The 15,212-nt window shown below is 63.5% G+C and carries 13 protein-coding genes; 5 read left to right on the forward strand and 8 right to left on the reverse strand.

All coding sequences use genetic code 11. The features are described 5' to 3' along the window. Positions 1-53 precede the first annotated feature (53 nt). The 4 genes from QYQ99_RS14635 to purU all read right to left on the reverse strand — a co-directional run bounded on the left by QYQ99_RS14635 (position 54) and on the right by purU (position 5,133). The gene (locus tag QYQ99_RS14635; RefSeq protein WP_302088834.1) at positions 54-1,175 is read right to left on the reverse strand and encodes an ABC transporter substrate-binding protein; all 1,122 of its coding nucleotides are present in this window, start codon (positions 1,173-1,175) and stop codon (positions 54-56) included. Positions 1,176-1,331: 156 nt separating this feature from the next. Then, on the reverse strand, positions 1,332-3,251 hold the full coding sequence (locus QYQ99_RS14640) for a UvrD-helicase domain-containing protein (protein ID WP_302088835.1): 1,920 nt from the start codon (positions 3,249-3,251) through the stop codon (positions 1,332-1,334). A 106-nt stretch (positions 3,252-3,357) separates the two neighbouring features. Beyond that, a complete protein-coding gene (locus QYQ99_RS14645; RefSeq protein WP_302088836.1) occupies positions 3,358-4,260 on the reverse strand; it encodes a LysR substrate-binding domain-containing protein in 903 nt (300 codons plus the stop codon). 24 nt (positions 4,261-4,284) lie between these two features. Then, a complete protein-coding gene (purU, locus tag QYQ99_RS14650) occupies positions 4,285-5,133 on the reverse strand; it encodes a formyltetrahydrofolate deformylase (protein WP_302088837.1) in 849 nt (282 codons plus the stop codon). 51 nt (positions 5,134-5,184) lie between these two features. Here purU and QYQ99_RS14655 point away from each other — a divergent pair, with 51 nt between their 5' ends. Beyond that, entirely contained in the window at positions 5,185-7,887 is a 2,703-nt protein-coding gene (locus tag QYQ99_RS14655; RefSeq protein WP_302088838.1) for a sensor domain-containing protein, read from the forward strand. A 25-nt stretch (positions 7,888-7,912) separates the two neighbouring features. On the opposite strand, the gene QYQ99_RS14660 is transcribed toward QYQ99_RS14655, so the two are convergent. After that, positions 7,913-8,818, reverse strand: coding sequence for a ChaN family lipoprotein (locus tag QYQ99_RS14660; RefSeq protein WP_302088839.1), 906 nt, complete (start codon positions 8,816-8,818; stop codon positions 7,913-7,915). 147 nt (positions 8,819-8,965) lie between these two features. Here QYQ99_RS14660 and QYQ99_RS14665 point away from each other — a divergent pair, with 147 nt between their 5' ends. Beyond that, entirely contained in the window at positions 8,966-10,066 is a 1,101-nt protein-coding gene (locus QYQ99_RS14665; RefSeq protein ID WP_302088840.1) for an AbrB family transcriptional regulator, read from the forward strand. Further along, the gene (locus QYQ99_RS14670; protein WP_302088841.1) at positions 10,063-10,308 is read left to right on the forward strand and encodes a hypothetical protein; all 246 of its coding nucleotides are present in this window, start codon (positions 10,063-10,065) and stop codon (positions 10,306-10,308) included. The genes QYQ99_RS14665 and QYQ99_RS14670 overlap by 4 nt, the downstream gene beginning before the upstream one ends. A 96-nt stretch (positions 10,309-10,404) precedes the next feature. Here QYQ99_RS14670 and QYQ99_RS14675 read toward each other — a convergent pair whose 3' ends face one another. The 3 genes from QYQ99_RS14675 to QYQ99_RS14685 form a co-directional block, all read right to left on the reverse strand. Continuing rightward, positions 10,405-10,704, reverse strand: a complete 300-nt coding sequence (locus QYQ99_RS14675; protein ID WP_302088842.1) for a BTH_I0359 family protein — start codon at positions 10,702-10,704, stop codon at positions 10,405-10,407. 284 nt (positions 10,705-10,988) lie between these two features. Next, positions 10,989-12,134: a DUF3108 domain-containing protein gene (locus tag QYQ99_RS14680; RefSeq protein ID WP_302088843.1), complete on the reverse strand. Its 1,146-nt coding sequence runs from the start codon at positions 12,132-12,134 to the stop codon at positions 10,989-10,991. 25 nt (positions 12,135-12,159) lie between these two features. Beyond that, a complete protein-coding gene (locus QYQ99_RS14685) occupies positions 12,160-12,951 on the reverse strand; it encodes an IclR family transcriptional regulator (protein WP_302088844.1) in 792 nt (263 codons plus the stop codon). Between the two features lie 109 nt (positions 12,952-13,060). Between QYQ99_RS14685 and QYQ99_RS14690 the strand changes: the two genes are divergently transcribed. After that, entirely contained in the window at positions 13,061-14,131 is a 1,071-nt protein-coding gene (locus QYQ99_RS14690) for a fumarylacetoacetate hydrolase family protein (RefSeq protein ID WP_302088845.1), read from the forward strand. Between the two features lie 24 nt (positions 14,132-14,155). Beyond that, entirely contained in the window at positions 14,156-15,190 is a 1,035-nt protein-coding gene (locus QYQ99_RS14695) for a TraB/GumN family protein (RefSeq protein WP_302088846.1), read from the forward strand. Positions 15,191-15,212: the final 22 nt, after the last annotated feature.

Genomic DNA, 15,212 nt, shown 5'->3' on the forward strand with positions numbered 1-15,212 from the left:
TTGCTCTTGAAGCGATAGCTACCGACGATTGATGAATAAGGCTTGGAGTTGATTTATTCCCTGAAATGGCCGCTTGCATCAATCATGGTCAACCCCACATAGCTGGAGCCGGTGCGTGGCGGTGTGAAGCGCAGATGCATGCTGCCGTAGCGAATCTCGCCCATGGCGTCGAGGGCGGTCAGCAGGCCCGCTCGACTGTTTGTGGGCGCAGCTTTACGCAGCGCATCCAGCAGGGTTCGGGTGTTGAGAAAGACTTCCAGGCCCAGATAGGAGGCAGGCGGCATTCCGCCGTGGGCGAGGAGCTGCTGGTAGTCCTTGATGGCCGAAACCGCGCCTTTCCAGGGACTGGGCACCAGGGTGGTGAAGGCAATGCCGCGCGTATAAGGGCCCAGCCCTTGCACCACAGCACGGTTGGCCTGGGCGGCCAGGTTGTAGAAAGGCGTCATGACATGGGCCTGTCTGGCCATGGTGATCAGACCTATGGTGGCAGGGGCGCCCGCCAGCACGATGACGCCTTGGAGATCGGGCAGGGCGGCCAGTTGCCTGGCCAGGTCCGGGGTGTTGCTGCCCGACGCTTCCACGGCCAGCGTGATGACGGGTTTGAGGTCCTTGGCGGCAAAGGCGGCCAAGGCGATCTGCAGGCTGTCTTTGCCAAAGCCGTCGTTTTGGTGAACGATGGCGATCCTCCGCAGACCTATGGTCTGCATCTGCTGCAGCATGGCCGCGATTTCAGCCTGGGTGCTGGCGCGCAGCGGATAGATGAAGCGGCCCGGCTGCTGGCGCATGCTGCCGGCTCCGGCAATCACGCCCACCAGGGCCGTCTGGCCTTGCTGGACCTCGGCTTGCATGGCTGTGCAACTGGCCGTGCCCCAGCAGTTGAGCAGGGCCAGGGCTCCTTCCTGGATCAGTTGACGTGCATTGCTGGCGGCGCGCTGTGGCTCGTAGCCATCATCCAGCACCTTGAGTGTCAAGGCTTTGCCGCCCAGGCCTCCCTGCTTGTTGAATGCCTCCACCTGCGCCTGCATGATGCTCAGGCCTTCCTTGCCGGCCTCGGCCTGCGAGCCTGACAGCGGCAAGCTGGCGCCTATGGTGAGGTTGTTCTCCTGCGCATGCAGGGGCAGGCTGGCGGTGATGCCGGCGGCCAGTAGCCAGGCGCAGCGCAATGGGGTTTGCATGGGTCTCCTCTTCGTTGTTGCGAGTCCATGGTGGGAGGGCTGCAACAAGGGTGGGAGAGGGCAACTGTGGCTATGTCGGCTGGGGGCGACGTTATGGTGTTTTGACCCGCTTATGAGATACGGGCTTGATCTGCATCGCCCCATGGCCTTGCGTCGTCATCTGCTTTCCAGTATCCACAGGCGCTTGCTGGCGCGGGTCATGGCGACGTAGAGCATGTTGCGCTGTGGGTCGCTCGCATTGGGCGAGAAGTGCCTGGGATTGACGAAGGGTACGGCCACATACTCGTATTCATGGCCTTTGCTGCGCTCTACCGTGAGCAGTTGCAAGCTGGGTTTTTCATGGCGCTGATGCTGCGCGATGCTCGACTGGACCATGAGGCTGAGGCGACCAAGGAATTCATCGACGGAAAGCCCGGTGCAGATGCGCGACAGCGCTTGCAGGCTGGTCAGGCACTGGCGCAGTTCTTCCTGGCTGATGGGGGCCAGGGCAAAGAACTGTCGCAATAGAGGGTGCTGGAGCAACTGCCCCGCATCGGCGCACTGGTCGGCGGGCAGGGCCAGCAACCGCGCGCAGGGGGAGTCTGGTGCGATGTAGGCGGCGAGGAAGCGGCGCATGGCGGCTTGCTGTCCCATGAGTTCGGCGGCAATGCGCAGCGTGTCGGACTCCGGCGGGGCGTCACCCAGTGCAGTCATGTCGAACAGGCCGTTGGCCAGCAGATCCCGGTCGGGCGGGCTGGCATGGCGCACATAGCGCATCAGACCTTCGGCAGCGCTGTTCAGAATGCCTTGTGAGAGCAGCGCACCGCCGCTGCAGCCCTGCATGGCCCACAGCATGGCCAGCACCAGGGCGATTTCGCGGCGCTGGTAGAAGCGCTGCATGCCTTTGCAGGCATAGTGCACGCCCTCGTGGGCGAACAGCCATTCGAGTAGCACCGAATCTTCGGGCGAATGCAGGATGACACGCAGCACGGCGGGCGGGTCCTGCGGTTTGCGGGGCAGGCGGGCCACGGCGGCATGAATGTCCAGCAATTGCCGGGCGCAGTCCTCGTCATCGCCATGGCGATGTTCGAACCAGGCCGAGGCGTTGCGGTAATGGGCGTCGAACTCCACGCCGAAGCGCTGGTTGAGTTCCTGGCAGATGACGGGGCCGAAGCGATAGGTCGTGTTGAGCGTGGCCTGGCCGGTGCCAGCGGGCAGCTCCTGCAGGATGCGCTGGGCGCTGTCGCCAAAGATGGAGGAGGCGCCCGGCAGGATGTGCTGGTTGAAGTCGCCGACACCGATGAAGCGCCCGTTGCCGCGCGCCAGATGGCGCAGCACCAGCAAAGCTGCCTCGTCCAGATCCTGCAGTTCGTCGAACAGCACGGCTTCGAAGCGACCCTGCAGCTGCGGGAAGCCGGCATCGAAGTCCAGTGCGGCCAGCTGGCAGGCCAGCGCGTAGGTGCAGTCGCCGGGCGCATAGAACAGCGGCTCCTGGGTGGGGCCTGCGCGCAGCCGCTCATAGCTGCGCAGCAGCCGGTACAGGCCGTAGTCCAGAGCGTTGTCGCGGCAATATGCCAGCGCGCCGAGGCCGCTGCTGTCGATGTCGAGTTCCAGCATGCACTGCTTGGCCTGGGCCTCAAAGGCGAGGAAGGCGCTGATGTCCAGAGGCCGTGCGAAGTAGTCCGCCAGCTCGGGTATGTCGAGCTCGGCATGCCGCTCGGCCTCTTGCGACAGCGCTTCATGCGCCTGCTGGATGAGCAGGTTCTTTTCCAGGCCGGAGGAGAGCATGGGGACAGGGTCGCCCTGCTCTTCGAGCAGGCGGGCGCAAAAATGCTCCAGAGTGAGCAGATGCAGGCCGTCGAGGCGCACAGAGGAGAGGCGGTCCAGGCGCGCCTGAATGGCCTTGATGCCGGCCTCCGAGTAGGCCAGCATCAGCACGTTGCGCGCGCCCTGGGTGCGGATCAGGTCGGTGGCCTTGATGGCCAGCGTGGTCGTCTTGCCCGTGCCGGCCAGGGCGCGGATGAGCAGCGAAGACGCTTCGCTGTTGAGTGCCTGGTTCTGGTCAAGGCCGGGGTAAAGCCTGGGCTGCAGGTTCATGCCGTGAGTGCTCCATTTTCGTTATCCATCGAGCAGCCCGTGTCACGAGCTGCTCGCCGGGCCAGGGAAGTGCGAGCAAGAGCTGCGCCACAGCGAAGCCTGCAGCTCAGCCCATCGCCTTGCGCAGCCACTCAGCGAAGGCAGCGCATTCCCAGCGGTCCATGATGCCGGTCTTCCAGCACAGGTAGTGGGCGTGCGGGCTGGGTGCATCGACATCGAAAAGGCGCACCAGCGTTCCGTTTTCCAGCCAGGGGGCGCCGAGCTTGTGGCGTACCAGGGCAATGCCCATGCTGGCCGATGCGGCGTCGCACATCAGGCCGATGTCGTTGAACTGCGAGCCTTCGTTGGGCTCGGCCATGTCGAGGCCGGTCGCGGCGAACCAGGTGCGCCAGGGCTCCAGCGGGCTGCGCAGCAGCGGCATGCCTTCCAGGTCGTCCGGGCGCTCGAACGGGCCATGTTCGCGGATGAAGCTGGGCGAGGCCAGCGGCGTGACCGTGTCGCGCGCCAGTTCGATGTGCTCCACATCGGCATAGTGGCCGGCGCCGAAGCGCACCATGAGGTCGGCATCCTCGCCGATAACGTCCAGCAGCGGAATCGATACCTGCAGCGCAATGTCGATCTCCGGATAGACCTCGGTGAACTGGCGCAGGCGCGGGATCAGGATCACGCGTGCAAAAGTGGGGGTGACGGCCAGCTTAAGGCGCCTGCGTCCAGGCGAGGCCGACGCTCCTGGAAAGCGTTGCAAGGCGCCCAGGCCTTCACGCACATGGGCCAGATAGGAGCTGCCGTCCGTGGTCAGGGAGAAATCCGTTCGGCCGAACAGGCGAGTCCCCAGAATCTGCTCCAGCTGCTTGACCCGGTGGCTGACTGCACTGGGCGTTACACACAGCTCCTCCGCCGTCAACGTGACTGAGCGCAGCCGCGCCAGAGCCTCGAAGGTGAGCAGGCACTGTATCGGCGGAATCCGCCTGGCCGTAATGCTGTTCAAGGCGCCGGGGCTGCGGGTCATATGATCAATCCCAAGCCCAGGGATTTAGCGGAACACAACGGTCTTGTGACCGTTGAGAATGACGCGGCGCTCGCTATGCCACTTCACGGCGCGGGCCAGAACCTGGCTCTCGGTGTCGCGGCCGCGGGCCGTCAGGTCTTCCACGGTGTCGGTGTGGTCGGCGCGCGCCACGTCCTGCTCGATGATCGGGCCTTCGTCGAGGTCGGCCGTCACATAGTGGGCGGTGGCGCCGATCAGCTTCACGCCGCGGTCATGCGCCTGGTAGTAGGGCTTGGCGCCCTTGAAGCTGGGCAGGAAGCTGTGGTGGATATTGATGGCGCGGCCGGACAGCTTTTTGCACAGGTCGTTGGACAGTACCTGCATGTAGCGCGCCAGCACCACCAGCTCGGCACCTTCTTCCTCAATGATCTCGTATTGGCGCTCTTCGGCCTGGGCCTTGGTCGCGGCAGTCACGGGAATGTGATGAAAGGGGATGTTGTAGCTGGCCGCCAGCTGATAGAACTCGCGGTGGTTGCTGATGATGGCCTTGATCTCGACAGGCAGCAGACCCGACTTCCAGCGGAACAGCAGGTCGTTGAGGCAGTGGCCTTCCTTGCTGACCATGATGACTGTCTTGATGCGCTCGGCTTTGGAGTGCAAACTCCACTGCATTTGATATTGATCAGCTAATTCGGCAACGGATGCCTTTAAAGAGGCGGCGTCTTTGCCATCGCAGGCAAACTGCACGCGCATGAAGAACAGACCGGTTACCGGGTCGTTGTACTGCGCTGCTTCTTCAATATTGCCGCCTTGTTCAAGCAAGAATCCGGAAACGGCATGCACCAGACCCAGTCGGTCTGGGCAGGATAAAGTCAAAATATAGGCTTGGGTCATAGCTCGGCAATTGTCGCAGCAAGGCGAGGACCCTGCGGACAAAGGAAATTCATGAAAAGCGAGGAGGGGCATTCTCCGCTCACACCCTGGGTGATTGTCGCCCTCTATTTGTGCGTGGGGATGCTTTGGTTGGGGGCGCAGGCTGGCGTGCTCGGCCATTTTGATGTATCGCTGAATCGACAGTCGCTGCGCTGGCAGATAGGCCTGTTCATTGTTTGGTTGCTGGCGACAGCGCTGGTTGCACTTTGGTTTATGCAGCGAAAGACGCGCGCCGACCAGCGTGGCCGGGAGACGGCGCAGGAGCTGGCGTTGGTGGTGCGTCACGCGCCGGCCGGCATGGCTCGCGTGCATGTGGGCGGGGCAGAGATCGTCTGGGCCAATGCCAAGCTGGCGGGTTGGCTGGGCCGCAGCCTGGAGTCGCTGCGCGGTCAGGATTTTCGCGTTCTGGTGCCGGTGAATGACCAGGATGAAGTTGCTCTGCAGCTGCAGCGCCTTCTGGACGGCAGCACTGATTACTTCCAGGTGCTGCGCCAATGCGTGCATGCCGAAACCGGCAAGGTTACACCCGTGCTGTGCACCACCAGCCGCGTGGCGGCATCGGGTGTGGACGGGCCGGTGGCCCTGGTCTGCGTGTTGCAGGATCTCAGCGAGATGGTGAGTGCCCGCAAGGCCATGGTGCGCAGCGAGACCATGTTGCGCCTGGCGCTGGAGGGCAGCGGCAATGGCGTGTGGGAATGGGATGCACTGGAGCAGCGGCTGAATTTCTCCACGGGCATGAGCGCCTTGCTGCGCTACCAGGGCCAGGATCTAGCGCGCGAGTTCGATTTCCAGCAGCGCCTGCACCCCGAGGATGCCGCAGCTGCGCGTGCCCAGGCCCAGCAGGCGCTGGAGCAGGGGTGCATGCTGGTGCTGACGGCACGTCTGCTGTGCTTTGACGGTCTGTATCGCTGGTTCCGCGCACGCGGCCAGGCCTACAAGGATGAGAGCGGACGTCTGATACGGATCTCGGGCCTGCTCTCCGACCAGACTGCGAGTCGAGAGGCCGATGAGCGCAGCCGCCTGGCCTCCACGGTGGTGGACAACACCATCGAGGGCGTGGTGGTAACCGACGCCCACAGCCGCATTCTCTCGGTCAACCACGCGTTCACGCGGCTGCTGGGCTTTTCCGAGCAGGAGATGCTGGGCAAGACGCCGCGCATGTTCAAGTCCGGCCGGCATGACAAGGCCTTCTACGACGCCATGTGGACCAACATGCACGCCACGGGCCACTGGCAGGGCGAAATCTGGAACAGGCGCAAGAACGGCGAGATCTTTCCCGAGCGCATGTCGCTGAGCGCGGTCAAGGATGCCAACGACAAGGTGACGCATTACGTCTGCATGTTCACCGACATCTCGGCCGAGAAGGCGCGCGAGCAGCAGTTGGAGTTTCTGGCCCATCGCGACACCTTGACCGGTCTGCCCAACCGCTCTCAGTTCACGCGCATGCTGGGTGAGGCGGTGGAGCTGAGTCAGAGCACCAACCGTCGCATGGCCGTGTTGCTGTTTAATATCGACCGCTTCAAGGACGTGAACGACAGCTATGGCCACTCCATCGGCGACGAGGTGCTCAGGCATGTGGCTGTGCAGATGCAGGGTGCTTTGCGGCACGGCGACATCATTGGCCGCCTGGCGGGCGATGAAATCTGCGTGGTGGCCCAATCCATATGCGGCCACAACAGCGCGGTGGAAGTGGCCGAGCGTCTGATGGCCGCAGCCGGCCAGCCCTGGACCACGCCAGACGGGCTGTCTGTTGTGGTGAGTGTCAGTGCCGGTATCTGTCTGTACCCCGAGCATGCGCTGACGGCCGACGATCTGCTGCAGGGCGCCCATGCGGCGGTGTATGGAGCCAAGGCCAGGGGCTCCAATGCCTGGTGCTTCTTCCATGAAAACATGACCCAGGCTGCGCGCGAGCGCCTGGCCATGGAGGCGCGTCTGCGCCGTGCGCTGGAGCTGGGCCATATGCGTCTGTATTACCAGCCACAGATTGAGCTGGCAACGGGGCGCCTGATGGGGGCGGAAGCCCTGTTGCGCTGGTTGGACCCAGAGGAAGGGCTGATCTCGCCGGCGCGTTTCATTCCCGTGGCGGAAAACTCGGGCGTCATCGGCCCGCTGGGTCTGTGGGTGCTGGGTGAGGCCTGCCGTCAGGGCCAGCAATGGCGTGCTGCGGGCCTGCCTGATCTGACGATTGCGGTCAATGTCTCGCTGCATCAGTTTTTGCTGACCGATATTGCCGGTGCCACGGCCGATGCGCTCAACAAGTCGGGTTTTCCGGCCAGCTTGCTGGAGCTGGAAATCACCGAAAGTGCACTGGCCAAAAAGCCCGAAGAGGCGTTGGCCGTGCTCAACCGCCTGCGCGAACTGGGCCTGCGCCTTGCCATTGATGACTTTGGCACCGGCTATTCCTCACTGGCGCACCTCAAGCGTTTTCCGCTCGATCTGCTCAAGATCGATCAAGGCTTTATCCGCGACATTCCGCACAGCGCGGACGATATGACCATCAGCAGCTCGGTCATTGCCCTGGGTCATGCCATGGGCCTGAAGGTCCTGGCCGAAGGCGTGGAAACCCAGGAGCAGCTGACGTTCTTGCAGCAAAAAGGCTGTGACTACTTTCAGGGCTATTTCTGCAGCCGGCCCTTGCCGGCCGAAGACTTCACGCGCCTGCTGGAAAAGACGCGCGAGGGGCTGCCGCTGGTGTCTGTCGCAACCGCGCACTGAGGAGCGCCAGCGCTGCATCAGCCCGTCAAGGCTTGGGCGCTGGTTTGTTTTTCCATTGTTCGCGCAGTTGCTGGCATGGGTCCTCGGAGGCATTGCCTTCTAGCGTCAGCTGTTTGTCTGCCTTCATCGTGATAGCAGTCTGCGCTTTATCTGATTGAGCTATTGCCACTTTGGGCTTGAATTCTGCTGGCAGCCAGGTCGGAACGCCGATATCGCTGCGCACATGGCCGCGGCCTGCCACCAGCAGCACGCTTTTGCCGGGCTGGCCCAGCTCACGTAAGGCTGCTTCTGACACTCTGGCCATGGATTCGTCGCGGGCCAGCTGAATTCGGGCCATGGGCGCGAACTGCGATTCGGGCAGCAGGCCGCAGTGGCCGTCCTTGATGGCATCGAGCTGCAGCTGCCAGCCCGCAGCCGGCAGGTGTGCGTCGTAGCGGGACTCGCCCATGGCCTGCTTCATCCGGATGCGCGGCAGATTGCCGCCGAGCACGGGCACGCCGGTTTTCACGGCAGCCATCACCACCGGGCCATAGTCCTGCCAGGGCCAGCCGCCCGGGCCGCCGCCCTGAGCCCATTGCAGAGCGGTTTTCGCCTCCTCATCGTTGGCCGATGCTGGCAGGCTCCGGGTGCTGCCGCCTGCAGGTGCCATCTCGACCACCAATGCCGCGAGCCTGCCTTGCGATACCAGGTGGCGCACGGTAGCGGCTTCCCACTGGTGATGGGAAATCTGGTCATGCTGCTCGCCGAGCAGGATGACCGGTGTTCCTGCCCACTGGTCCAGTGTCTGCAGCCACTCGGCATCGGTGGTTCGCTGAGCGCTTTGATGGGCGCAGCCGCCCAGCAGCAGGGCGCCGGCAAGCGCCGTAAGGGCCAAGGGATTGAAACGATTGAAGCGCTGGCGCGGCCGCGCCGCAGAAATGAAAGTCCACATATGAGCTGATTGCATTCGTCTAAGACGGGGCATGGCTTCGTAGCTGTAGATTTCGTACCGGCTTTGCCCACCGAGTTTTGCCGCGATACTGCGGGGCATTGCCCCTGTCGCGCGTCCATTGTCGTGCCTTGCCGGATTCCCGTGCACATGTCCGTATTGCTTCCCCCCGCGTTTCTGGCTCGTGTGGCCGCCACCTTGCTGTTGGCCTGGTTGGCTGCCCAGCTCTGTCTGATGCTGCATACGCCGCTGCCCTGGATGCTGGGGCCACTGATTTCCGTCTCGCTGCTATCGATTGGCGGAGCTCCCACCCAAAGCTGGGCCAGGCTGCGCGATCTGGGGCAGTGGACGATAGGCGGAGCACTGGGCCTGTATTTCACTCCTGCCGTGACCGAGCTGGTGGCAGGCCTGTGGTGGGCGATTGCGCTGGCCATTGCCTGGGCCTTGCTGCTGGGCTGGGCCTTCGGGCGCTGGCTGTATCGCGTGCAGGCCGCCTCCATGCTGGCGCAGCCGGGCATGGATAAAGAGCGCTTGCGCGCCACAACCTATTTCTCGGGCGCGATAGGCGCGGCCTCGGAGATGACGCTGCTGGCAGAGCGCGAGCATGCGCGCACCGATCTGGTGGCTGCAGCGCACAGCCTGAGGCTGGTGATCGTGACGGTGAGCATTCCTTTTGCCCTGCAATGGGCAGGATTGCAGGGCGATCCTAGCCTGACGCTGCCCAGCGTGCGTACCGTGCAATGGCCCGGCTTTGCCTGGCTGGTGCTGACCACTGGCGCGGGGGCATTGCTGATGCTCAAGCTCGGGCGTGCCAATCCCTGGTTTCTTGGCGCGCTGGCCGTATCCATGGGCTTGACCATGGCAGGCCTGGAGCTGTCCGCCGTGCCGCAATGGCTGATAAATGCCGCCCAGTTGGTGATCGGCGTCAGCCTGGGGGTGCGTTTTCGACGTGAATTCCTGCACACGGCTCCGCGCTGGCTGGGCATGGTGGCGCTGGGTACCGTGGGCTTGATGGCCGTCTGCACCGGCTTTGCCTGGCTGCTGCACTGGGGCACAGGCCTGCCCTGGGTGACCTTGCTGCTGGGCACATCGCCGGGAGGCATTACCGAGATGGCCATCACCGCCAAGGTGCTGCAACTGGGCGTTCCTGTGGTCACGGCCTTCCAGGTCTGCCGGCTGATTGCCGTACTGCTGCTGGTGGCGCCGCTGTACCGGTGGCTGAACAAAGCACTGCCGGGGGCGAGGCCATGATCCGCATTAGGCGAAACCCCTGGAAGTCGGTCCTGATCATCAGCGCCTGCGCCGGCTTTGTGGTGGCCGGACTTCTGATGTGGATGGCCTGGGAGCACAACCCCCAGTGCGAGATTCACTGCGCAGAGCAAGGCATTGACTGGGGCTACTGGCTGGCGCTGGGGGCGGGATGGTGGCTGCTGGGCTTTCTGGGCGGCATGCTGACTGCCTGGGTGTTGCTGCTGTTGTGCAGAAGGTCATAGCGGCAGGCGCTCGGGAGATCAGCGATGTAGCCGTCTTCAGACATTAAAAAACCACTCTTTCGAGTGGCTTTTGTCGAGTGGCTTTGGGTACGTGGTTCAGTGAATGATGACCGGCTGCTGGGCCAGGCCCGTGTAGGTGTCGAGAATTTCCTCTACCTCTTCCTCGGTGGGGGCGTCCTGCTGCCAGGCGAGGATCTGCTTCTGGAACATTTCGGCCCAGGAGCCATCCAGATACACCTCCTTGCCCGAGCGCTTGTCCACGATCTCGAAGCCGTGGCGGGGCAGTTGATGGGCTTGCTTGGTCTCGGCCTTGGCTTTGCCTGCCGGAGCGTCTGCTTCCATATCGGGACGCAGATGGAGCACCGCAAAGGATTCAGAGTCGTAAAGCATTTGCATGGTGTTCCCCCTTTCACTTCCGTTATGAGCATGCCTGCCATGGATATGGCGACAGGGTGCCGCATTTCAAGGTGGAAATGCCTGCTCTTGGCACTTGAGCACAGTATTCCACGGATTTGACATGGTTGTGGGCAACCGGCTTTCCCGATCTGTAGTAGGCAAGTCCTTGAACGGCGCGACAGCGTTCAGCCCGAGTCGATGCAGGTTGCAGGCCTTGGCTGGGAGGTGAGTGAGCGCTTTGGGTGCGGTGCTCCTGGGGTTTACGCCAGGGTGCGACATGGAGGCTATTGCGGCGCGGGCAGATATTTCTTGAGCTGCAGATCGACAAAGTCGTCCTGTCCCTGGGTGAGCTTGATGCGCACGGGCAGGTATTGCATGGACGGAGCCAGCCAGACCGAACCGTGCTGGTCGCTGCTGCTTTTGCCGGGCAGCTTGTCCAGGCGCAGCGCCATGACGCTGCCAAATGGCAGCTCCAGCGCCTCGCTGGCACCCACGCGGAACTGCCAGCGCACGGCTGAGCGTGCGCTGCTGGTGGTCAGCTCTATCAGAGTGCCTGGCGGATATTTCTCGGGGGCGGCAGCTATCAGGGCCGAGAGCTGCAGAAACACGCTGAGGCGGTCCTGCACGCCATCGCCAATGGCCGCATCGGTCTGGCCGCCGCTGTAGTGCGCCTTGCCGCTGGACACATCAAAGGCTGCGGACTGGGTTTTGCGACCCTTGTCGCTGAAGTTCAGTGGTTGCAGGCCCTTGGGTGTGATCAGCCCCTCGCTGGTCTGGGCGCGCTCGCCCAGCAAGAACATGCTGATCGACTGCCTGGCCTGGTAATACTGGCCGTCATGCTGCCACCGCAGTTGGGCGTCGGCCGAGTATTGAAAACCCTTGACCTGACCCGAGGCATTGAACTCCAGCGTTGCGGAGTTGGGCAATGTGACGGGCAGCACAGAGCCAGGCGGCAGCGGCGCGCTGCCTGCGGGCGTGACCTGGATGGGGCGGGCCGTGTCGGCACCATTGGCTTCGGGAGGCTCGGCCATGGGCTCGGGAGCCGGCTCTGCTGCAGCAGCGGGCTGCTCTGTATTGGTGGATGCTTCTGCTTCAGGAGCATCTTGCGGTTGTTGTTCCTGAGCTGGAGGCTGATTGGGCGCAGATTCCTGTTCGTCCGGCACGGGAGCAGAAGCCGGCGCTGGCGCCCGGGGTGCAGCTTGGGGTTTGGGCGCCGGAACTGGGGCCGGTTTGGGCGCTTCGTGTGCAGGAGGCGGAGGAGGGGGCGCTTGCAGCATACGCGTCTCCATCACGATCTGGTCGTCTGCTGCTTTGTCCGGCGGGCTCAGTTCGGGCAGACCCCAGAGCAATAGTCCATGGGCTGCCAGCACCAAGCCGGTGATGGGCAGCAGAGTCTTGTGTGCCTGGCTTGCCTGAGGGGAGCGGCCCATGAGCGTGATTCGGAGATTGCGGGTTTCAGTGGTTGGGATCGGCGCGCCAGCCCAGATCGCTGGAGAGCTGGCGGGCAGCCGCCTGCAGCGGCGCGTCTATGGCGCCACCATAGTCCGGGTCGAAAGTCGCCAGCGAGCCCAGGGTCATCAGACCCAGCACGATATGGCCGGATGCGTCGAAGACCGGTACGCAAAAAGCCACGATGCCCGGCAGCACGGTGTCGACCACGCGGGCTGTTCCACGACCGCGCACCTCGGCCAGCATGGCCGCCACGGCTTCCTCGGTCTGGGGCAGGTCCTGGCGCCGGGCTTTGCGTGCGCGCTCGATCTCGGGCTCCAGCAATGCGGCCGTCGCCTCGCGCGGCAGCCAGGCGCCGAAGCAGCGCCCCGTGGCCGATGCCAGCATGGGCATGACGTCGCCCAGGCGCAGGTTGGCGGTGACGGACTGCGCCGATTCCTCCCAATGCACGATGGTCGGGCCATGATTGCCCCAGACAGCGATGGCCAGCGTGTGATTAAGGGACTCAAGCAGTGCCGGGATGCGTTCACGCGCCAGACGCACCGGGTCGAGGCGGGCCAGCGAGGCCAGGCCTATCTTCAGCGCTGCGGGGCCCAGGTCGTAGCGCGAATTGCGTTCGTCCTGCGTCACCAGACCGATGCGCTGAAAGCTCACCAGGTAGCGGTGAGCCTTGGCGGCACTCATGCCGGCGGCGGCGGCGACATCCTTGAGCATCAGCGGTCCGCTGGCCTGTGCCAGCGCCTCGACGAGGGAGAAACCCACTTCGACCGACTGAATCCCTGCGCGTTCCTTTTCCATTGCAATAGAATCGTGTTTTGTTTAGTTAAATCAATTTAACCAATCGTAATTTTGGCTAGCGTTGTCTGGCATTGTGCCAGCACCGCCGCCGTGAGCAGAGGGACAGAGAATGAAACTGGCAACCTATAAGGATGGCTCGCGCGACGGGCAACTGGTCGTGGTCTCGCGTGACCTGAGCCAGGCCTGCTATGCCACCGGTATTGCCAACCGCATGCAGCAGGTGCTGGACGATTGGAGCTACATGGCCCCCCAGCTGCAGGATCTGTCGCACGAACTCAATCACGGCAAGGCCCGCCACGCGTTTCCCTTCGATCCCCAGCGCTGCATGGCACCGCTGCCGCGAGCTTATCAGTGGGCCGATGGCTCGGCCTACATCAACCATGTGGAGCTGGTGCGCAAGGCGCGCAATGCCGAGGTGCCGGACAACTTCTACACCGACCCGCTGATGTACCAGGGTGGCAGCGATGATTTCATCGGCCCCTGCGACGATGTGATCGTCCCCAGCACGGCCATGGGCATAGACTTCGAGGCCGAGATCGCCGTCGTTACCGGCGACGTGCCGATGGGCACGGATGCCAGGGATGCACTGGACGGCATCCGACTCGTCATGCTGGCCAATGACGTGAGCCTGCGCAATCTGATACCTGGCGAACTGGCCAAGGGCTTCGGCTTCTTCCAGAGCAAGCCCGCCACGGCCTTCAGCCCCGTGGCTGTGACGCTGGACGAGCTGGGCGATGCCTGGAAGAGCGGCCGCCTGCATCTGACGCTGCAGAGCACCTGGAACGGCCGCAAGGTCGGCATGTGCGATGCAGGCGAGGAGATGACTTTTCACTTCGGCCAGCTGATCGCCCATATCGCCAAGACCCGCAATGTACGCGCCGGCTCCATCGTGGGCAGCGGCACGGTGAGCAACAAGGGCGTGGAGACCGGCAGCGGCAAGAACAAGCGCATGGAATGGCCCAAGGGCTATAGCTGCATCGCTGAAAAGCGCTGCATAGAGACCATTCAGGACGGTGCGCCCAAGACCGAGTTCATGCAGTTCGGCGACACCATCCGCATCGAGATGAAGGGCAAGGACGGTCAGAGCATCTTCGGTGCCATCGACCAGAACATTGCGCCGCCCGGCGGCAGCAGGGATGAGGAGCCAGAGGGGAAGTCCTTGGATGGCTCCGAAGACTGAACCCTCGATCCAGCCGCCATGCCCATGCCAAGTCTTAATCTCTCGCGCTGGATTTTGCCTCTGAAGGCCGTGCCGGCCATGGCGCTCGCTTTGTTGACGGGCCTGTCCATGGCTGCAGAGCCAGCCGCCGAACCTGCTGCCAGTTGCCCGCCGCCGTTCAGCCCGCCGACGCCGGCTGAAGTGCAGGCCATGGCCCCCCAGATGCAGGACAGAGGCCTGCTCTGGCGCGTGCAGGACGGCGAGCGCACCAGCTGGCTTTACGGCACTTTGCATGTGGGCAAGCGGGAGTGGATATTGCCCGGCCGCACCATCGTGCGCTCCATGTATGGGGCGGACCTGCTGGCGCTGGAGCTCGATGTGCTGAATCCGCAGGTCATGCAGCAGTTGATTGAAGGTTTTCAGGCCCGTGTCGACGCCCCTGCGCTGCCCGCAGAGCTGGAGGCCCGGCTGGCGCAGCATCGAAAGCAGGCCTGTGCCGAGCATCTGAGCACACAACGTCCGGACGCCCAACTGCTGGGGCTGGTCAGCCAACTGGGCCGCAAGCAGGGGCTGGTGGCCGAGCTTGGTGCCGATCTGCTGCTGGCAGGCATGGCCCATGCATTGCACAAGCCCGTGCTGGGGCTGGAGTCGGCGCAGACCCAGCTCGAGGAGCTGCTTTCCGATGACCCCTTGGAGGTGCAGGAAAGCGTGCGCGACGGGCTGGACCAGCTTGATGACCCCAAGGCTCCGGAAATCCTGCAGCAGCTGGCGAATATCTGGGCCAGCGGCAATGAAAAACAGCTGGAGAACTATGCCGACTGGTGCGACTGCATCAAGACCGAGCGTGACCGGCTCAAGTACGCGCGCCTCATTGATGGACGCAATCCGGGCATGGCAGATGGCATTGTTCGTCAGCTCCAGCAGGGCAAGACCGTGTTTGCTGCCGTGGGTGCGCTGCACATGGTCGGGCCCAAGGGCCTGCCTGAGCTGCTACGTCAGAAAGGCTATCAGGTCGAGCGCGTGAGCTTCAAACTGCCACCCATGCAGAAATCGGAGTCAAAGCCGATTCAAACCGAATAGAGACAAGCACAGGCAGCTATCA

This window comes from Comamonas testosteroni (genome assembly GCF_030505195.1).
In the GTDB taxonomy this organism is placed as follows: domain Bacteria; phylum Pseudomonadota; class Gammaproteobacteria; order Burkholderiales; family Burkholderiaceae_C; genus Comamonas; species Comamonas testosteroni_G.